A 19,921-nucleotide genomic window follows, 5' to 3' on the forward strand; every position below is an offset into this window, starting at 1 on the left:
AGAAAAGACGTAATTTTAACGAACTTTGCAGCGAAAAGTTTTGTGATACAATTATCTGACTTTTAATTCAAAGCGAATGTCAGCCATCTGACACTTTTTCCAAAATGACGAGAACCGAGCTTTCCACTTTAGGCGAATTTGGGCTAATTGAGCGCATCAATCAGCAATTTACTCCTGTTTTGCCCCAAACCATCAAAGGAATTGGTGACGACGCTGCCGTCATCGACACGGGTAGTGATGAATATACGTTAGTTTCGACCGATATGCTCATCGAGGGTGTTCATTTCGATTTGAGCTACGCCCCTCTAAAACATTTAGGCTTTAAGGCCGTGGCTGTCAATGTCTCTGACATTGCTGCCATGAATGGCACTCCTCGCCAAATTACAGTCAGCATTGGGCTAAGCAACCGTTTTTCGGTGGAAGCCATTGATGAGCTTTATGCGGGTATTCAAACGGCGTGTGAAGCCTACAAAGTTGACTTGGTAGGGGGTGACACGAGCGCATCGCGGTCGGGGCTAGTGCTATCAGTGACGGCCATCGGAACGGTCAAAAAAGATAAAATCGCGTACCGAAACGGCGCCCAACCCAACGATGTCATCTGTGTGACGGGCGACTTAGGCGCGGCGTACTTAGGACTTCAATTGCTCGAACGCGAAAAAAGGGAGTTTTTAGAAAACCCCAACATGCAACCCCAACTTGAAGACAAGGCTTATTTGATAGGCCGTCAACTCAAGCCCGAAGCGCGTACCAACATCATTTATGAGTTGAACGATGCCGATTTGGTGCCTACTTCGATGATTGACGTATCCGACGGATTGGCATCCGAAATTTTGCATTTGTGCAAACAATCGGGAACGGGTGCCCAAATTTTTGAAGAACATATCCCTGTCGCCGATGAGACATTCCTCACCGCCGATGAGTTTAAATTAAGTCCTTTAACGGCAGCGTTGAACGGTGGCGAAGATTACGAGTTGTTGTTTACGATTAAACAAACCGACTACGAAAAAATCAAAAACTCACCGCACATTAGTTTCATTGGCTTTATGACCAATGATCCCTCTGCCGTAGAAATTGTGACCAAAGGAGGCGGCCGCTTTCCCGTGCAAGCCCAAGGTTGGCAGCATTTGACGCGGTAGTAAGTGTGGATTGTGTGTTGGGGTTGCTCACAACCCGAGTTATGGTGTGTGGGTTGTAAGCAACCCACACCACGACATTGCAACCCACACCACCATATTACATATTCACTAATGTGCTTCCGCGAAGTACGGGCACGACGTCGTACAAGTCGCGCTGCAAGCAGTACGCAATGTCTTTATGAATACCTAAACGCTGCAAACGACGCACGTGCGACGAGTTCGCGACGTATCCTAACAAGTCATTTTGGGCTTGTTGGTACGCCCGCATGGCCATCAAAGCACTGTCTTCGCCAATGATGTATTCGTCTTTGAGGGCATCGACCAATGCTCCCGCAAACAAGGTATCTTCCAAATTGACCCGACCTTTCCAGCCCGCACACAACACGAGTACGTCGTACGGCTGCGATTTAAGGTGGTTAACAATGGCTCCTAAATTCAAAAATGCGCCCACCAATACTTTCACCGCCGAGGTTTTGGCTTTAGTGATGGATAACGTACCGTTGGTGGTCGTCATCGCAATGTTTGCCCCCACTAAATCTTCGTCCATGTAGCTAAACGGCGAATTGTCGAGGTCAAACCCTTCGACTTTCATGGCATTCCGTTCGGCGGCGGCGATGTAGCCTTTTTGTTGAAGTTCAAAACATTCTTCCACCGTGGCTACGGGCGTGATACTTCCTACGCCATACGCCAGCCCCGTCACCATGCACGAGGTAGCCCGAAAGATGTCCGTCACGACGACAATCGTATTGTCAATAGTATGAAGGTGAAGCAAATCGGGGGTTAAACAAACATCAATTGATTTCATACAAAAAATATTAGACCGTTGGTTTTACAAAAGGCAATTTCACCACTTGGGCTTTGAGCAAACGCTCGCGTACTTTTACAAAAATTTCACTTCCTACTTTGCTGCTTGCCAATGGAACATAGCCAAGTCCAATTCCTTTTGACAACGTTGGCGACTGCGTTCCTGAGGTAACGTGCCCAATCACGTTTCCGTCAGCATCACACAATTCGTAGTGCCCGCGCGGAATTCCACGGTCAATCATTTCAAAACCTACCAATTTGTTGGCAAGACCTGCTTGTTTTTGGGCAAGAAGCACGTCTGAGTCAATAAAGTTTTTGGTAAACTTAGTAACCCAACCCAGTCCCGCCTCCAACGGAGAAGTGGTATCGTCAATATCGTTTCCGTACAAGCAATAGCCCATTTCTAAACGAAGCGTATCGCGTGCACCAAGGCCAATTGGCTTGATACCCAACTCTTTGCCTGCTTCAAAAATAGCATTCCATACTTCAACCGCCGATTCTTTTGGAATATACAACTCAAAACCGCCCGCACCCGTATAGCCCGTGGCAGAGATAATGATGTCAGGCAAACCCGCAAACGTACCTTTCACAAAAGTGTAATAGTCCATTTCTGACAAATTCACCTCGGTGAGTGATTGCAACGCTTCAGCCGCCTTGGGGCCTTGAACGGCAAACAAGCAAAGGTCGTCCGAGATGTTGTGCATTTCGACTCCTTCGGTATTTTGGCTCTGAATCCAATTCCAATCTTTTTCGATATTAGAAGCATTGACGACCAAAAAGTATTCATCCGCACTCACTCGATACACCAACAAATCGTCCACTACTCCACCCTTTCCGTTGGGAAGATAACTGTATTGAATTTTTCCGTCGAAAAGCACCGAAGCGTCGTTGGCCGACACACGTTGAATCAAGTCCAAAGCCTTGGGGCCTTTGACAATAAACTCACCCATGTGCGACACATCAAACACACCCACGCCGTTGCGAACGCAGTGGTGTTCTTCGAGGTCAGACGAATAGCGAACAGGCATTACGTAGCCCGCAAATGGTACCATTTTTGCCCCCAACTGTTGGTGTAGGTCGTTAAGAGGAACTGTTTTTAGTTGCTCAGTCATGTTCTTGGCTTGTTGAAATTTTGGGTGCAAAGCTACCTTTCTAAATTGACAATCAGAAAAGTGCAGGTTTTGAAAAACGAGTTATTTCAAAAAAATGAACAAGACGCTTTAGGGGCATTTATAAATTCCGCGTACTTTTGTCTAGGAATCAAGCTTTTAAGAAAGCCATGGGAAAGAAAAAGCCACCTATTAATCAAGTAGCCATTGATTTTCATTTGCCCAATCGCACGGTGCTGCACTTGGGGCAAATCGCGGCACAACGTGAAGGGGAGCGCCTTTTCCAAACGCTTTTGACAGAGGAATGGCTACTCGAACCCGCTGGCGAAGCCGCCGACGTGTCGTCGGGACAGGAGATTATTCGGCAAATTGGGCGCCGACTTGCTTATCCCGAAGACGTAAAAGTAGCCCAACTTCACCACGTCGAAAACGATTTTGTAGGCTTTTCGGCTTTGTATCAAAACAAAGGATGGGTTTTTATCAATGCCAAAGCCTCTGATTACGAACGCCACTACTACACCTGTTTTTTGGTCACTTCGTTGGGGTTGTACATGAATTACCCCGCCGCTGAGCTTAGCACCCGCGCCGAGCAGTTGGTATTTGAAACTTTCTTACCCGAGGCCGACGTGCGTAGTTTCTTTCACCGAGGTATCTCCAAACTTTCGCCTTCGTTGGCGATGGATATTGCTGATTTTTTCCAAATGCCTTTTACGGTGATTCTCAAACGTGCTCTTTTACTCGAAATCATTTCGGACGAGCAATACCGTAACTTCCGAACCGTCAAGCCCGAGCGCCCCGTCAAAGCTCGCCCCTTGTTTGTTTCCAAATCAAGCGAAAGTGAATACGCCGATGAACAATGGGGGTAATTTCCTCTTGACATCTATCCCTGATTTTTGTAGATTTGTTTTCGCGAGTTACGCGTATCATCTCCCTCATTGATACGCCCTTGCGCCGTTTTTTTATTACTCAACGTAAGTCAAACACTTTTCAATCGTGCATCGTATTTTTTCCCAAAAAACGCTCTTAGGGTATGCCTTAGGCATTTCTATTACCCTCCCCTTCTATTCATGTCGGCGCATCGTAACAGGAACGATTAATTGCAAGGACATCGCCACTTATACGTCACCCTACGGCTTATTGAACTCCATTCAAGCGACCGTCGGCGACGTGTATTACATCAATCAAAAAGACAAGTTTGTGGGGTATATATTCCACGAACAACCCGATTCGAGCCATATTTTGGTGGATAATTCCATCAATTCTTTGATGATTTCGGCCGACATCAATTTATCGACCTCGCTTGATTCGGAGACGCCAAAAATCAAACTACTCTCGGCTAAAGTGGAAGAAAGTTTGGAGCGAAATACCCAACTCAAACTCAAAAATGCCACCCGTGTACGGCTGAATCGACCGTACTTTTTTCTCCAAAAAATCGAAACCGAACAAAACGAAACCTTTGCCAAGCTCAACCAAGACAACGTGTTGTTTATGGTGATTACGAGCGTCGTCTATTCCGATTCGCTATCGCTCCAAACCAAAAACAATAGCACAAACCAGAGTGGGATTCAGACCCTCAAAATTGAAGGCATCACGTTTCAGTTGACTTCCAACTGCAACGATTTAATCAACGTCGAAGGCAAAAAAACGGGGGTATTTTTTAAAGCATTGTTTTTCAACTACGATAAAAATACCAAAAAGCTCGTTCCTTACACCCAACTCTTCGATTTCAAAAATTACGTTGTAAACACTGTTAACCAATAACTCAACCTTATGTCTATTTTTCCATTCCAACACCTTGTGTTCAAAGGCGGGGGCGTCAAAGGCATTGCCTACGTAGGTGCCATGAAAGCACTCGAAGAAGCCAACATCAGCTCCCAAATCAACGGCTTTGCGGGTACGTCGGCAGGCTCTATTGTGGCCGCCTTGGGAGCTTGCCGCATTTCTTCCGATACCCTCAATACGTTTTTGGCCTCCACCAACTACGAAAACTTCAAAGACAAAGGAGGTATTTTCAATTTTGTGGAAGACCTTGCCAACAAATTTGGCCCTTACGAAGGCGATTATTTTTTGAACAGTTGGTTCAAAGTTTTTCTCCAACAACAAAATATCAATCCCGCCATTACTTTTGAAGAAGTGTATGCCCAGTTTGGAACCACGTTAAAGGTATTTTCAACGGACTTAAACACGCAACAAATTCAGGAGTTTTCAGTAGCAAAAACCCCCAATGTTCAAATCGCGATGGCGGTGAGAGCCTCCATGTCGATTCCTATGTTTTTCAAAGCATGGCAATTTCCTGACGCCAACCCCAGCAGCCACCTTTATGTGGACGGCGGCGTGATGTATAACTATCCAATTGATACGTTTGATAACGCAACTAGCCCAGCTGATGCTACTTTGGGCTTCTTCTTGGCCGACTTACAAAAAGCCGCCCCGCCTAACCAATTAACCTACGGCGTTGACCAGTTAGAAACCTACATCAAGTCGCTGTTTGAAGCCTTGCTAAACTCTCAGAATTGGATGATTGAGAAGAATTTATACGAAAGCGACCGCACCATCCAAATTGATGATTTAGGAATTTCGGCTACTGATTTTAGCATTACACCGCAGCAAGTACAAGCTTTGTACCATTCGGGATATACCTCCACCAAAACATTTTTACAAGCTTTTCGAGGCTGATTTTACCCCTAACTTAGCGCCTCTTTTTTGTCCTAACTTTTTTGGAAAGTATTCCCAAAAAGGTTAGGCATTTTTAAATCAATAAATTCAAAAAAATAATTTGAAAAATAATAGAAAAGAGGGTAATATTGTGTCCAAACGACACATTCAGAAGAATGAACCAATACCCTCATTCAACCCGCTTACTGGTTGCCATCGACTGTATCATCTTCGGTTTTGACGGAGACGAGATAAAACTGCTAGTTATCAAACGTAATTTTGAACCAGAACGCGGCAAGTGGTCGCTGATGGGCGGGTTTGTAAATCAAGAAGAAGACCTGGAAGTTGGAGCTGAACGGATTTTGTATGAACTGACAGGACTAAATAATATTTATGTCGAACAATTACTGACGTTTGGCAAGGTCAATCGTGATCCCGTCGAGCGCACCATTTCGGTTGTTTTTTTTGCGCTTATCAACATCCACAGCCACGACGAAGAGTCTGTTCGGGCACACAATGCTCATTGGGTAAGTTTAAAAAATATGCCCCAACTCATTTTTGACCACGAAAAAATGGTTCAGAATGCCCTTGAGCGCCTGCGCTATAAAGCCGCCCTCCACCCCATTGGTTTTGAGCTCCTGCCCGAAACATTTACCATTCCCCAATTACATAAACTTTACGAAGCCATTTACGGAATGCAGTTGGACAGACGCAACTTCAGTCGTAAGATTTTGTCCACGGGATTGCTGGTAGATACGGGCGAAAAAAATGAAAACTCGGCGACAAAAAAAGCCGTTTTGTATCGCTTAGACAAAGAAAAATACGAAGACAAGTTTCACTCTTTTTGGTATTTCATGCCAGAACCTTCCGCCTAAACAGTTAACATTCAACGAAATAGAACAAAATATATCATGCAACATCAATACACTATTGGGCTCGACTACGGTACTGATTCGGTTCGGGCCTTGGTTGTGGATACCCAAACGGGTGAAGCAGTGGGTACAGCCGTACATTACTACGAACGTTGGAAAAAAGGGCTCTACTGCCAACCTGAGTTATCTCAATTTCGCCAACACCCGCTCGACTACGTTGAAGGGCTTGAAGCATCTATCAAAGGGGCATTACAAGGACTTCCAAGCGAAGTAGCAGCCAATATCATAGGAATTTCGATTGACACGACAGGCTCTACCCCTGTGGCCGTCGATGAACAAGGCACACCGCTCTCACTCCTTCCCGAATTTGCCGAAAACCCCAACGGCATGTTTATTCTTTGGAAAGACCATACCGCCAACGCCGAAGCCGAGGAAATCAACGAAGTAGCCCACCGCTGGCCCATTGATTACACCAAATACGTCGGGGGCATTTATTCTTCGGAATGGTTTTGGGCAAAAATTTTACGTACCCTCCGCGTCGATGAGCAGGTACGTGCCCGTGCCTTTTCGTGGGTAGAACATTGCGACTGGATTTCGGCGGTGCTAACGGGCAATACCCATCCGTTAGAAATGAAACGCTCACGCTGCGCCGCTGGACATAAAGCCATGTGGCACAACGAGTTTAACGGCCTACCTGCCGAAGATTTTTTGGTGGCTATTGACCCACTATTGGAGGGCTTACGTGCTCGTTTGTTTCAAGACTCTCATACCTCCGACCAAGCCATGGGCGTGATTTCGGAAGAATGGGCCACTCGTCTTGGTTTGCCCAACAACGTCGTGATTGGTGTTGGGGCGTTCGACTGCCACATGGGCGCCGTTGGAGCCGAAATTCAACCCTACGATTTTGTGCGCGTCATGGGTACTTCTACCTGCGATATGCTCATTGCTCCCAATGAAGAAATCGGGCACCTGTTGATTCGCGGTATTTGTGGGCAAGTCGATGGTTCGATTATCCCAGGAATGCTCGGAATGGAGGCAGGTCAGTCGGCCTACGGCGATTATTACGCGTGGTTTCAGCGGGTCATTACCGAACCTGTGCGCACATTGCTAGGTGAAGCTGCCGCCGAAGAGCTCGCCCAAAAATTGATTCCGTACCTTTCGAAAGAAGCGGCAAAACTACCCGTGACGGACAAAGACACCGTGGCGCTCGATTGGGTCAATGGCCGACGCACCCCCGACGCCAACCACTCACTCAAAGCTGCCATTTCTGGACTTAACCTCGGCACGGACGCCATCAAATTGTTTAAAGCCATTGTCGAAGCTACGGCATTTGGTTCCAAAGCCATTGTGGACCGCTTCATCAACGAAGGTGTTCCCATCAAACAAGTCATTGCAATTGGAGGTGTGGCAAAAAAATCACCCTTTGTAATGCAAACGCTCTCTGACGTTTTAAACATGCCTATCAAAGTGGCTAGTTCGGACCAAGCCTGCGCCTTAGGGGCAGCTATGAATGCCGCAGTCGCCGCAGGAGTGCACCCAACATTATTGGATGCTCAAAAAGCGATGGGCTCAGGTTTTGATGCGCTTTACGAGCCAAATACTAACAAAACCCCTGTTTATCAAAAACTTTATCAAAAATACATCCAACTTGGCGAGTTTGTTGAAAAGGGCATTTCAGTGAATTAACCTTGCAAATCTTACATCCCGATGTAAGATTTGCAAGGTTAATGGAGAGTATGTAGTGTCCTCGAAATCATCGACCATTTAACAACATTAAATTTAATTACCTAATATGCTCAAACAGTTTGAAGTCTGGTTTGTCACAGGAAGCCAGCATTTATACGGAGAAGAAACGCTCCGTCAAGTTGACGAACACTCTCAAATCATTGCCGATTTTTTCAACGACTCCCCTACCATCCCCGTACGAGTTGTTTTTAAGCCCGTTGTCAAAACGCCCGACGAGATTTTGACTATCTGCAAAGAAGCCAACAGCACTCCTAACTGTGTGGGTATCATCACGTGGATGCACACATTTTCGCCCGCTAAAATGTGGATAAATGGCCTCAATGCACTTCAACTTCCGTTGCTCCATTTACATACCCAATTTAACCGTGACATTCCATTCAACGACATTGACATGGATTTCATGAACCTCAACCAATCGGCGCACGGCGACCGTGAGTTTGGGTTTATCATGACTCGGATGCGTCTCAATCGTAAAGTGGTCGTAGGGCACTGGCAGTCAGAAAATGTTCTCGAAAAAATCAACATTTGGAGCCGCGTTGCCGCCGCTAAATACACCATGCAAACCATGAAAGTGGTGCGTTTTGGGGACAACATGCGCCAAGTAGCCGTAACAGACGGCGACAAAGTAGCGGCCGAAATGAAGTTTGGATTTTCGGTCAATACCCACGGAGTAGGCGACTTGGTGAAGTACATTAATCAGATTTCGGAAGCCGATATTTTTACCCTTCTTCAAGAATACGAAGACACCTACGAGATGATGCCATCGTTGCTCAACGGCGGCTTGATGCGTCAGTCGGTCTTTGAAGCAGCACGTATCGAACTCGGTATCAAAGCATTTTTGGAAGAAGGTGGTTTTTCGGCTTATACCAATACCTTTGAAGACCTTCACGGAATGCGCCAACTTCCAGGCATTGGCTCTCAGCGCATGATGGCCGCAGGCTACGGCTACGGTGGAGAAGGCGACTGGAAAACCTCGGCCATGGTACGCGTCATGAAAGTAATGGCGAGTGGCTTAAAGGGTGGCAACTCATTTATGGAAGATTATACCTACCATTTCGACCCCGCCAATCCGATGGTACTCGGCTCGCACATGCTCGAAATTTGCCCAAGCATTGCCGCCAATAACGTCAAATGCGAAGTACATCCGTTGGGAATTGGTGGAAAAGAAGACCCCGTTCGTTTGGTATTCAACGCTGCCGCAGGACCTGCCCTCAACGTTTCATTGATCGACTTAGGCAACCGTTTCCGTTTGTTAGTCAACGAAGTAGAAGCCGTAGAAGTAACCGAAACTTTCCCAAAACTTCCAACGGCGCGCGCCCTGTGGAAACCACAGCCAAGTATGGAAGTTGGCCTTCAAGCGTGGATTTTGGCGGGCGGTGCTCACCACACCGTTTACAGTCAAAACTTGACGACCGAATACATCGAAGATTTTGCCGAAATGCTGGGGGTAGAGCTTGTTGTCATTGACAAAAATACGACCATTCGTGGGCTCAAAAACGACCTACGTTTCAGTGAAGTAGCGTACAAATAGTTTTTGTGTTAGAATTTTAGCCACCACCAAGTATGAGTATTTACCAATCGCTGAAAGAAGAGTGTTTTGAGGCCAATATGCAGCTTCCCAAGCTCGGGCTAGTGCTTTTTACCTTTGGTAATGTAAGCGCCGTTGACCGCTCGAAGGGCGTGTTTGCCATCAAACCAAGCGGAGTTCCGTACGAAAACCTACGTCCAGAAGACATCGTTATCATGGATTACGACGCCAAGGTGGTCGAAGGCAGTATGCGCCCATCGTCTGATACAAAAACGCACGCGTTGTTGTACAAAACCTGGGAAGACATCGGCGGAATCACCCATACGCACAGCACCTATGCCGTGGCTTGGGCCCAAGCGGGTCTCGATATTCCCATTTTTGGCACCACCCACGCTGACCATACCCACCAAGACATCCCTTGTGCACCCGTCCTTACCGACGCCATGATTGAGGGCGATTATGAACACGAAACGGGTAACCAGATTTTTGACGTCTTCACGGCCAAAGGAATTTCACACAAGGAAGTTGAAATGGTTTTGTTACAAAATCATGGCCCATTTACGTGGGGAAAAAACGCGGAGAAATCGGTGTATAATGCTGCGGTATTGGAAGAAGTAGCACGAATGGCTTACCTCACGCTACAAATCAACCCCAATACTCCGCGTATTAAAGATACGCTCCGTATGAAACACTACGAACGTAAGCATGGCAAAAATGCCTACTACGGACAAGGATGTTAGAGAGTAAGTCTCTCAAGACAGAATGTCGAATCGTTACCTTCCCGAAAGTTCTGAAACTTTCGGGAAGGTCTCCGTGGGCAAGGATGTTTGGAGGTTCCAAGGGCTGAACTTCCCGAGAGTTGTACAACTTTCGGGAAGTTGTTAGCAACCCTCACCACAAACCCTTGAACAATTGAGTATATTTTTCCAAAAGAATGGTTTAGTTTATTTAAACATTCAACCCAACCAATTATTCCATGAAATCCACTTTTTTGCCCCTCCTTTTGGCAGGGCTAGTCATTTTCCAAAGTTGCTCCAACAAATCCTCAGAAAGCAGCGAGTCAACCACCGAAACGCAAGCGCTCAAAATTGAAAAAACCGATTTTGGCAAACTTCCTGACGGACAAACCGCCGAGCTTTATACCCTTAAAAACGCTAATGGTATGGAAGCAAAAATCACCAATTATGGCGGCATCATTACCCATCTTACGGCCCCTGATTCTAGCGGTGTGTTCGACGATGTGGTTTTGGGGTACGACTCCTTAGCAGGATACCTCAAATCGAGCCCTTATTTTGGCGCACTGGTAGGTCGGTACGGAAACCGCATTGCCAAAGGGAAGTTTACACTTGATGGTAAAACGTACACATTAGCTGTCAACAACATGGTCAATCACCTTCATGGTGGTACAGTAGGCTTCGATAAAGTTCTTTGGAAAGCCGAACCGATTGAAGGTGAAGAGCCTGCGCTTAAACTTTCGTACGTAAGCAAAGACGGCGAAGAAGGCTACCCAGGCAATCTGAACGTAACGGTGACTTATACGCTTCAAAAAAACAATTCGATTAAAATTGATTACACTGCCACTACCGACAAAGCGACGGTTATTAACTTAACCAACCACACGTATTTTAACCTAACAGGAGCAAAACGTGACATTCTCGATCACCAACTGACCTTGAACGCCGACCGCTTCTTACCCGTTAACAAAACATTGATTCCAACGGGAGAATTAAAACCTGTGGCGGGAAATGTATTTGATTTTACCAAAGCGACGGCCATTGGTGCACGTATCAATGACCCTAAAGACCAACAAATCAAGTACGGCGGCGGCTATGACCACTGCTGGGTGTTGAACAAAACAGACAAGGAGCTTAGTCTAGCTGCTACGGTATATGAGCCTACAACGGGCCGTATCATGGAAGTTCAGACGACCGAACCTGCGATTCAGTTTTACACAGGCAATTTCTTGGACGGCAGCATCACAGGGAAGAAAGGGATAAACTATCCAAAACGCTTTGCCCTCTGCCTCGAAACCGAGCATTATCCCGATTCACCTAACCAATCAGCATTCCCAACAGTGGTGCTAAAACCAGGTGAAACGTACCAAACAACAACGATTTATACGTTTTCTGCGAAGAAATAACGAAATGAAAAGGGCAAGTGGGCAAAGGGCATAAAAGGCAAGAGGCAAAGGGTCAAGGAGCAAAATGCAAATTGGCAAGAATCAAGTTTTGCCCTTTGCCCACTTGCCTCTTTGCTAACTTGCCTATTTGCTATTTGTCCCTTCCTTTTTTCAGGCGGTTACTTTATCATTAAAAGCCCTGACAAGTTGGGCAATTTCGGGAAGTAAATCGGGATTTTGTTCAATGCCGTTTCCTACCACAATCACGTCAGCACCTGCTTCCAGAGCAGCTTGTGCTTTGAACGGAGAATTGATTCCTCCACCCACAATGATGGGCGTATCTACTGCTTTGCGAACAGCCGCAATCATCTCAGGCGAAACGGGTTTTTGAGCCCCACTACCTGCATCCAAGTACATCACTTGAAGCCCCAGCAATTCGCCTGCCATGGCCGTACAAGCGGCTACGCTAGGTTTATCGTGCGGAATAGGCGTGGTGTTACTGATGTAAGAAACCGTCGTTGCACGGCCACTTTCCACCAGCATATACCCCGTAGGTACTATTTCCAGTTGACTACGTTTCAACAAAGGAGCTGCCACCACGTGTTGGCCAATGAGAAGTTCAGGATTACGTCCCGAAATCAGCGACAACAACAAAATAGCGTCGGCGGAAGGCTCAATGTGAAGGCTATTGCCAGGAAATAAAATGGCAGGGATGGATGTATGCTCGTGAATGGCCTTGATGATGTCGTCGGCGGCATAGCGTGTAATGAGGCTTCCTCCGACAAAGAAGAAATCAACCCCGTGACGTACACTCTCGGCCAATAAAAAAGGAAACGACGAAAACTCGACCTTATCGGGATCGAGCAAAACGGCAAATGCCTTACGTCTTTCTTGAAGATTATCCTGGAGTATCGTTCGTATTCTTGACCTCATTCGTTTGTTGCTGTGTAGCCAAAAAATCCATTAATTTTTGACGTGCTATATCCAACGCCCACGTCATCGCCAACGAAGTCGCTGTTTTTACTAACCACGACGGTTGGTTGTTGGTTCGTTCGGGCAATGCAAAAGATGCTTGTTGTTTGGTTTTGACTTCGGGCTCATCGTCTGGTAACAGTAGTTCTAGCACTAAATAAACCGCCGCAATTGCCCCGCCTATCACCAAAGCCTGCTTACCGACACGCGCCGCGTCATCTTTCAAATCCGTCATTTTTTCTTCCAAGAGTTTACGGTACCCTTCCGATACCTCCTTCAGCTCCGTTTTGCGGCTGTTGGTATCTCCGAAAGGCTCTTCAAACGAAAGGATATTTTTAGGAAGTGATGCCATTGGGTGGTTATTTTATCGTTAAGCATTAAAATCTGCTTAAAAAAATCAGCTAATTCTTTCTCAAAAGTCGTAAAAACCTCTTAGATGCCCAAAACAGAACCTTATTTTTAAAGAAATTGTAATGCAAACACGTCGAAGCGCGTACCTTTGTAGTTCCTATACATTACCAATCATTCCTTATTTGAAACAAAATGCCACTCGATCAAGAATTTGACAACCCCACCCACGAAGAATCAGAAATGACGTTCATTGAGCACCTCGAAGAACTACGCTGGCACGTTATCCGAGCCGTAGGTGCAATTATTGTTTTTACCATTGGGGCATTCATCTTTATTGAAGAGATATACGATAAAATTATTTTGGCCCCCTCTCGTTCGGATTTCTGGACTTACCGAATGTTGTGTAAAATCGCAGATTTCACAGGAGCCCAAGGGCTTTGCATCAACCAACTTGATTTTGAGCTTCAAAGCCGCGAAATGGCAGGGCAATTTACGATGGCCTTGATGTCGGCGCTTATCATTGGCCTTCTCTTTGCGTTTCCGTATGCGTTTTGGGAAGTTTGGCGATTCATTAAACCAGGTCTAAAATCCTCTGAGCGCAAAATGTCGCGCGGGGCGGTATTTTACGTTACGTTTTTGTTTATGTCAGGGGTGCTTTTTGGTTATTACATTGTTGCTCCATTGGCCATCAACTTCCTTGCCAATTTTAAGCTTGACCCGCGCATCAAAAACCAATTCGATATTACATCATACGTAGGCTTAATTTCTATTTTGACCCTCGCCTGCGGTCTTACGTTCCAATTGCCTGTTGTCGCTTTTGTACTTTCTAAAATTGGTTTTCTCAATCCACGTTTCATGCGTGAATATCGCCGCCATGCGTTCGTCGTCATTCTTATTTTAGCCGCAATCATCACGCCTTCACCTGATGTTCTTAGCCAAGTATTGGTGGCCTTACCGCTTTCGTTGCTTTACGAAATCAGTATTTTTGTATCGGCTTGGGTAGAGCGTAACAAGAAAGCCGACGCTGAACTCGAAGCCAAACAAGAGGAAGACGATGCTTTTAACAACCCTTGGACACCCGACGCCGATGTCTAATGAAAATCATAGCATAAATGATTCAGTTTATTGATATACAAAAATCGTTTGAAGGACGAATGGTATTGGGAGGTGTCTCAGGCACATTTAAGCCTGGCGACACCAGCCTTATCATTGGCGGTAGTGGGACGGGAAAAAGCGTTTTGCTCAAATGCTTGATTGGCCTTATTCGCCCCGACAACGGCCAAGTACTCTACAATGACCGCGATTTTTGGAACAGCGACGAAGAAGTACGAAAGCAAGTTCGCCGCGAAATGGGGGTTTTGTTTCAGGGCGGGGCACTGTTTGATTCTAAAACAGTAGCACAAAACGTACGATTTCCACTCGATATGCTCACCGACATGAGCGAGAGCGAAAAAAACGACCGTGTCATGGTTTGTCTCACGCGGGTAGGGCTTGACCATGCTGTCAATCGGATGCCTTCTGAAATTAGTGGGGGGATGAAAAAACGCGTCGGTATTGCTCGGGCGATTGTAATGAACCCCAAGTATTTGTTTTGCGACGAACCCAACTCGGGCCTCGACCCACTTACTTCGATTAAAATCGACGAGTTAATCAAGGAAATTACGGACGAATACAACATCACCACCGTCGTCATTACGCACGATATGAACTCAGTGCTCGAAATTGGGGAGAAAGTAATGTTTCTTTACAAAGGCTATAAACTTTGGGAAGGCGACAACAACACCATTCTCCAAGCCGATGTTAAAGAGCTCAACGAGTTTGTCTTTGCCAGCAAGCGCCTACGAGAGATGGGAAGATAACGCAAACGCTTTCTTATAAATGGGTTTTCGGTAGGCAAACTGCGCCCACAATAACGGATACATCAAATAGTCGGTTACCCAAAGAGGTGTTTTAAACTCGATTTCGTCCGCAATGATTGTACCGCCTGCTTTTTCACGGATGATTCGGTGGCGATGCCGCCAAAAACGTAAGAAAAAAGGCAGTTTTGTTCCCTCATCAACAAAATAAATCTCTGATTCGGACGACTGTTGTTCCGTAATCCGACTAATCCATTGCTGTTTAAAAAGGAGAAAATTTAGTTCTAATACCACCATATCGCCCGCTAGGCAACCATCAAACCGCACGACCCGCACGGGAGGAAACGGCGGACTAAGCTTGCGAAACAGTTCCTCATTAAACCCTTGCCAAACCACTTGGTAAGGCTGACTTACATGCGTTTGAATACGTAATTTCATGCAGTATAAACTTCCTGCTCTGCAAAAAGTTTTCGAGTTTTAGTAGTTTTACCAAAGTATCACCAACCCTTGCGGCTAGGAAAAATTTTGTAATTTTACCCAATGGAATACTGGAAAGAGATAGATAACAAGCTTCAACCTTGGATTGATACAGATTTAAACAAAACGGTAGTTGACCTTTTTGCAGGTTGTGGCGGCTTGTCTCTTGGGTTTGAAGCGAATGGTTTTAAAACCATTGGCTTCGAAATGGACGCAAACGCATCAAGTACTTACAATAAAAATCTTCTAGGAGAATGTTTCACTGAAAAACTTACCCCTGAATCAATTTATCCAAAGGCAGATATTGTTATTGGCGGCCCTCCTTGTCAGCCTTTCAGTGTTGGAGGAAAACAACTTGGTTTAAAAGATGCCAGAGACGGTTTTCCCATTTTCCTCTCTGCCATTCGCCAACTAGCGCCTGAAGTTCTTATGTTTGAAAATGTCCGTGGGATGTTGTATAAAAACCAATGGTATTTAAAGGAAGTCATTAATGAACTTGAGCGGCTTGGCTATTACATCGACTACGCCCTTTTGAACGCGGTACATTACGAAGTCCCTCAAAATAGAGAACGAGTGATTGTCATTGGCGCTAAAACCAACATCAAACTTCCTCCACCCATTCGGAGAACCATTACAGCAGGTGAGGCATTGGGAACACTTGCATTTGAGTTTGACGAAAAATCCAAATTTTTCACCGAATCAATGGATAAGTACGTTGCAAATTATGAGAAAGCTTCCAAATGTATCAATCCTAGAGACCTGTATTTAGATAAACCTGCCCGTACACTCACTTGTAGAAACCTTGCTGGGGCCACAGGAGACATGCACAGGGTTAGATTAAAAGATGGTCGAAGAAGAAGATTAACCGTCAAGGAAGCTTCGCGATTACAAAGTTTTCCTGATTGGTTTGAATTTCAAGGAACAGAAACGCATCAATTTAATCAAATAGGTAATGCAGTAGCTCCTAACTTCGCCTTCCATTTAGCCAAACATATTAAAAAGCACCTCACAATAAAATCAGCGAACGAAGCTCCTATTATTGAGTTTGGGCAACTAAAATTATTTGAGAATGAAGCAGTATATTAATTCTTCTACTTCAAAAACATTCAACGAAAAGCCAAAAGCAATTCAAGAACTCATCAATGTAGCATTATATATTCTCGAAACTTTTGGAATTCCCATTGAAGGCTCAGCTAGAAGGCTTGAACGAATGGCTCTTGCTTTTTTAGCCACTGGCGACATCAAAACGCAAGGAGATATACCTAAAGCCAAAGATTTAACAATTGGATTTTCGCTTAAAACGAGAGACATCATTCAGTATCTCAACCAGCATTTTAACGAAACAATTAGCCCTGGCTCGTATGATAATATCCGAAGAAATGACTTAAAATTGCTTACAATTGCTGGAATTGTCGTTCAGTCAAGCCCAAATTCAGCGACAAATGATTCAACTCGGGGGTACGCACTGAACCCGATTTACGCCCAGCTCCTACGAGATTTTGGAAAAGAAACATGGGGAGAAATTGTAACCAATCAATTAAAAAATAATGATACTTTATCCCAAAAGTTAAAGCGAGAAAGAAATATTTCAAAAGTCGAAGTTTTGCTTCCTTCTGGAAAGCAGCTTGTGTTTTCTACAGGCGAACACAATACATTACAAAAAGCAATTATCGAAGAATTCCTTCCAAGATATGGTTTTGGGGCAGAAGTTCTGTATGTTGGTGATACCACTGACAAATACCTTTTTCTTGACAAAGAGAAGTTAGCAGCGCTAAGTTTCTTTGAAATTTCTCACGAAGAACTTCCCGATATCATTGCTTACTCAAAGAAGAAGAATTGGCTTTACCTGATTGAAGCTGTCCATTCTTCTGGACCTATTTCTGAAATTCGACTTCTACAACTTCAAAAACTAACCCAAAATTGCACCGCAAGCATCGTTTATATCACTGCTTTCAATTCTCGACAAAAATTTAGGCAGTTTATGACCGAAATCGCGTGGGAAACAGAAGTTTGGATTGCTGATAACCCAGACCATTTAGTCCATTTTAACGGGGACAAATTTCTCGGCCCTTATCATAAAGAGTAATTCAACAGCGTTGTAGCTCCTATTGAATTAGATACATAACAAAAGTTTTCGACCATTACTTACACTATGCTTACTGTTTACGGTATTTCTAACTGCGACACCATCAAAAAAACGCTCAATTGGCTCAAATCCAACCAAATGGAATTCTTATTCCATGATTATAAAAAGCAAGGAGTTTCGCGCGAAACGATTGAAAATTGGCTCTCTCAAACCGATTGGACAACGTTGGTAAATAAAGCAGGGACTACCTTTAAAGCTCTTTCTGACGAGCAAAAAGCAGCTATTGTCGATTCGCAAAGTGCCCTTGAATTGATGCTCGAAAAACCTTCGTTGATTAAACGTCCCGTGATTGAAAACAGCGGAAAAATCGTAAAAATTGGTTGGAAACCCGAAGGATTATGAGAATCCTTACTGTTTTTGGCACCCGCCCCGAGGCCATCAAAATGGCCATGCTGGTTCGTCAGCTCCGCCACCACCCGCATTTTGAGCATAAATTATGCGTAACGGGTCAGCATCGCCACATGCTCGACCAAGTGCTCGAATTGTTTGAGCTAACGCCTGACTTTGACCTCAACATCATGCAAGCGGGGCAGGATTTGACCGACATCACGTGTCGAATCCTCACGGGATTACGTACCCTTTTCCAGTCGTATCGCCCCGACCTCGTGCTCGTACACGGCGATACCACTACTTGCATGGCTACGTCGTTGGCGGCTTTTTACGCTGGCATTAAAATAGGCCACGTTGAGGCAGGACTACGCACAGGAAACTTGCAATCGCCTTTTCCTGAAGAAGCCAATCGACTCATCACCGACCGCCTCGCCAACTATTATTTTGCCCCTACCAACCGCAATGTAGAAGCTTTGGTACGTGAAGGTGTTGCCCCAAACGTGATTATCAAAACAGGAAATACCGTCATAGACGCACTCCTGCACGTAAGCAAACAAGTGGAAGGGTTTTCGGAACGGGTATCAGAGGACTTGAAGCAGCTTTTTTCTACCAATCGCAAGATTTTATTGGTTACAGGGCATCGTCGCGAAAACTTTGGCGAAGGTTTTATTCAAATTTGTGACGCTTTACGTGAACTTGCCCAGCAGCATCCGAGCTTAGAAATTGTCTATCCTGTTCATCTCAACCCTAATGTTCAACGGCCTGTCTATGAACGCTTAGGGGACTTGCCCAATGTACACTTACCTGCCCCGATGGATTACGCCGATTTTGTGTATGCGATGAAAAAAAGTTGGGTCATCCTGACCGATTCAGGTGGTGTACAAGAAGAAGCTCCGAGTTTGGGCAAACCCGTGCTGGTCATGCGCGACACCACCGAGCGCCCTGAGGCCGTCGAAGCGGGAACCGTTCGACTCGTGGGAGCCAATCGCGCAACCATCACCCAAGCCGTTACTGAGCTTTGGACACAAGCGTCTGTCTATCAAGCAATGTCAGAAGCCAACAACCCCTACGGTGATGGTTTTGCGAGTCAACGAATTATTGATTTTCTAGCGAGCATTGTCGATTAGGAGTAACCGACGACACAAACCTACGGCACGGCTAACGCCCTTCTTTGGGCAAAGGAATTTCTCCTGTTTGGGCGTAGTTGACCAACCATTCTTTTTTAGGACCTTGAATTGTGAGAAAAAAATCATAGATGGGCTTCATGTCCTTCACAAAATCGCCCGTGGGATAAATAACATCGCCAAAAACCACTGCTTTTCGTGGATAATCAAACCCTACCAAAATAATGGGGACTTTGGCTTTTAGGGCCATGTAATAAAAGCCCGTTTTTAGTTTTGACACATTGCTGCGTGTTCCTTCGGGAGCAATGGCAATGTGAATTGTTTCGTTTTCTTGAAACGTAGCCGCTACCGCCTCCACCAAGTTATTGTTTTTTGTCCGATCTACAGGGTACCCCCCAAGCCCGCGAAATAGCCAGCCAGAATACCACTTAAACAACGCGCTTTTTCCGAGGTAGCCAATTTTAAGATTTATGTACGCCCTCACGCCTACACCTACAAAAAAATCCGAATTGTACCAATGCGGGCTTACAAGCCATATCCCTTTTTTTAGTTCGGTGGGTGCATGTCCTATTGTACGCCAGCCAACTAGCCGATAAAGTAGTCCAAAAAGCCAATTCATGAAGTGTAAAAGGTTAGGTTTTTCTCAAATGTAACGACCACTTGCGTTTTCAGCAACATTTCTTCACTTTTTTGAAA

The 19,921-nt window shown here is 45.3% G+C and carries 21 protein-coding genes; 15 read left to right on the forward strand and 6 right to left on the reverse strand.

What is annotated here, in order from left to right; genetic code table 11:
• The first annotated feature begins 104 nt into the window (after positions 1-104).
• Positions 105-1,136, forward strand: coding sequence for a thiamine-phosphate kinase (thiL, locus tag AC23N5_RS01405; protein ID WP_487754223.1), 1,032 nt, complete (start codon positions 105-107; stop codon positions 1,134-1,136).
• A 97-nt stretch (positions 1,137-1,233) separates the two neighbouring features.
• Here the strand turns inward: thiL and AC23N5_RS01410 are convergent, their stop codons facing one another.
• Both AC23N5_RS01410 and gcvT read right to left on the reverse strand, forming a co-directional pair.
• Positions 1,234-1,941 (reverse strand): 2-phosphosulfolactate phosphatase, encoded by a 708-nt coding sequence (locus AC23N5_RS01410; RefSeq protein ID WP_183972195.1) that lies wholly within the window; start codon positions 1,939-1,941, stop codon positions 1,234-1,236.
• A 10-nt stretch (positions 1,942-1,951) separates the two neighbouring features.
• Entirely contained in the window at positions 1,952-3,052 is a 1,101-nt protein-coding gene (gene gcvT, locus AC23N5_RS01415; protein WP_183972196.1) for a glycine cleavage system aminomethyltransferase GcvT, read from the reverse strand.
• A 167-nt stretch (positions 3,053-3,219) separates the two neighbouring features.
• Here gcvT and AC23N5_RS01420 point away from each other — a divergent pair, with 167 nt between their 5' ends.
• From AC23N5_RS01420 to AC23N5_RS01455, 8 genes are all read left to right on the forward strand, one after another.
• Positions 3,220-3,915: a hypothetical protein gene (locus AC23N5_RS01420; RefSeq protein ID WP_487754224.1), complete on the forward strand. Its 696-nt coding sequence runs from the start codon at positions 3,220-3,222 to the stop codon at positions 3,913-3,915.
• Positions 3,916-4,042: 127 nt separating this feature from the next.
• Positions 4,043-4,810, forward strand: a complete 768-nt coding sequence (locus tag AC23N5_RS01425) for a hypothetical protein (protein WP_487754225.1) — start codon at positions 4,043-4,045, stop codon at positions 4,808-4,810.
• 9 nt (positions 4,811-4,819) lie between these two features.
• Positions 4,820-5,725: a patatin-like phospholipase family protein gene (locus tag AC23N5_RS01430; RefSeq protein ID WP_183972199.1), complete on the forward strand. Its 906-nt coding sequence runs from the start codon at positions 4,820-4,822 to the stop codon at positions 5,723-5,725.
• A 155-nt stretch (positions 5,726-5,880) separates the two neighbouring features.
• Complete coding sequence (locus AC23N5_RS01435) at positions 5,881-6,579, forward strand: NUDIX hydrolase (protein ID WP_183972200.1); 699 nt, start codon at positions 5,881-5,883, stop codon at positions 6,577-6,579.
• A gap of 36 nt (positions 6,580-6,615) precedes the next feature.
• Complete coding sequence (locus AC23N5_RS01440) at positions 6,616-8,262, forward strand: ribulokinase (protein WP_487754226.1); 1,647 nt, start codon at positions 6,616-6,618, stop codon at positions 8,260-8,262.
• Between the two features lie 106 nt (positions 8,263-8,368).
• Positions 8,369-9,853, forward strand: coding sequence for an L-arabinose isomerase (gene araA / locus AC23N5_RS01445; RefSeq protein WP_183972202.1), 1,485 nt, complete (start codon positions 8,369-8,371; stop codon positions 9,851-9,853).
• Between the two features lie 32 nt (positions 9,854-9,885).
• Positions 9,886-10,590 carry an L-ribulose-5-phosphate 4-epimerase gene (locus AC23N5_RS01450; RefSeq protein ID WP_472490980.1) on the forward strand — a complete coding sequence of 235 codons (705 nt, stop codon included), beginning with the start codon at positions 9,886-9,888 and terminating at the stop codon, positions 10,588-10,590.
• A 236-nt stretch (positions 10,591-10,826) separates the two neighbouring features.
• Positions 10,827-11,990: an aldose epimerase family protein gene (locus AC23N5_RS01455; RefSeq protein ID WP_487754227.1), complete on the forward strand. Its 1,164-nt coding sequence runs from the start codon at positions 10,827-10,829 to the stop codon at positions 11,988-11,990.
• Positions 11,991-12,140: 150 nt separating this feature from the next.
• On the opposite strand, the gene AC23N5_RS01460 is transcribed toward AC23N5_RS01455, so the two are convergent.
• Positions 12,141-12,902 (reverse strand): phosphoglycerol geranylgeranyltransferase, encoded by a 762-nt coding sequence (locus AC23N5_RS01460; protein WP_487754228.1) that lies wholly within the window; start codon positions 12,900-12,902, stop codon positions 12,141-12,143.
• Positions 12,868-13,293, reverse strand: coding sequence for a hypothetical protein (locus tag AC23N5_RS01465; RefSeq protein WP_183972207.1), 426 nt, complete (start codon positions 13,291-13,293; stop codon positions 12,868-12,870). Before AC23N5_RS01465 ends, AC23N5_RS01460 begins: the two co-directional genes overlap by 35 nt.
• A gap of 191 nt (positions 13,294-13,484) precedes the next feature.
• Between AC23N5_RS01465 and tatC the strand changes: the two genes are divergently transcribed.
• Together tatC and AC23N5_RS01475 are read left to right on the forward strand one after the other, a co-directional pair.
• Positions 13,485-14,387 (forward strand): twin-arginine translocase subunit TatC, encoded by a 903-nt coding sequence (gene tatC / locus AC23N5_RS01470; RefSeq protein ID WP_183972208.1) that lies wholly within the window; start codon positions 13,485-13,487, stop codon positions 14,385-14,387.
• 17 nt (positions 14,388-14,404) lie between these two features.
• Complete coding sequence (locus tag AC23N5_RS01475; protein WP_028524031.1) at positions 14,405-15,151, forward strand: ABC transporter ATP-binding protein; 747 nt, start codon at positions 14,405-14,407, stop codon at positions 15,149-15,151.
• Here the strand turns inward: AC23N5_RS01475 and AC23N5_RS01480 are convergent.
• Positions 15,131-15,586: an SRPBCC family protein gene (locus tag AC23N5_RS01480; RefSeq protein ID WP_487754229.1), complete on the reverse strand. Its 456-nt coding sequence runs from the start codon at positions 15,584-15,586 to the stop codon at positions 15,131-15,133. The genes AC23N5_RS01475 and AC23N5_RS01480 overlap by 21 nt on opposite strands.
• A 102-nt stretch (positions 15,587-15,688) precedes the next feature.
• Here AC23N5_RS01480 and AC23N5_RS01485 point away from each other — a divergent pair, with 102 nt between their 5' ends.
• The 4 genes from AC23N5_RS01485 (at position 15,689) to wecB (ending at position 19,228) form a co-directional block, all read left to right on the forward strand.
• On the forward strand, positions 15,689-16,711 hold the full coding sequence (locus tag AC23N5_RS01485; RefSeq protein WP_487754230.1) for a DNA cytosine methyltransferase: 1,023 nt from the start codon (positions 15,689-15,691) through the stop codon (positions 16,709-16,711).
• Entirely contained in the window at positions 16,695-17,711 is a 1,017-nt protein-coding gene (locus AC23N5_RS01490; RefSeq protein WP_487754231.1) for a BsuBI/PstI family type II restriction endonuclease, read from the forward strand. The genes AC23N5_RS01485 and AC23N5_RS01490 overlap by 17 nt, the downstream gene beginning before the upstream one ends.
• Before the next feature lie 66 nt (positions 17,712-17,777).
• A complete protein-coding gene (locus AC23N5_RS01495; protein ID WP_183972212.1) occupies positions 17,778-18,113 on the forward strand; it encodes an arsenate reductase in 336 nt (111 codons plus the stop codon).
• Positions 18,110-19,228 carry a non-hydrolyzing UDP-N-acetylglucosamine 2-epimerase gene (wecB, locus tag AC23N5_RS01500; RefSeq protein ID WP_487754232.1) on the forward strand — a complete coding sequence of 373 codons (1,119 nt, stop codon included), beginning with the start codon at positions 18,110-18,112 and terminating at the stop codon, positions 19,226-19,228. Before AC23N5_RS01495 ends, wecB begins: the two co-directional genes overlap by 4 nt.
• A 31-nt stretch (positions 19,229-19,259) precedes the next feature.
• Here wecB and AC23N5_RS01505 read toward each other — a convergent pair whose 3' ends face one another.
• Positions 19,260-19,844, reverse strand: coding sequence for a 1-acyl-sn-glycerol-3-phosphate acyltransferase (locus AC23N5_RS01505; RefSeq protein ID WP_183972213.1), 585 nt, complete (start codon positions 19,842-19,844; stop codon positions 19,260-19,262).
• Positions 19,845-19,921: the final 77 nt, after the last annotated feature.

The organism is Runella sp. R5_40 (assembly GCF_057652295.1).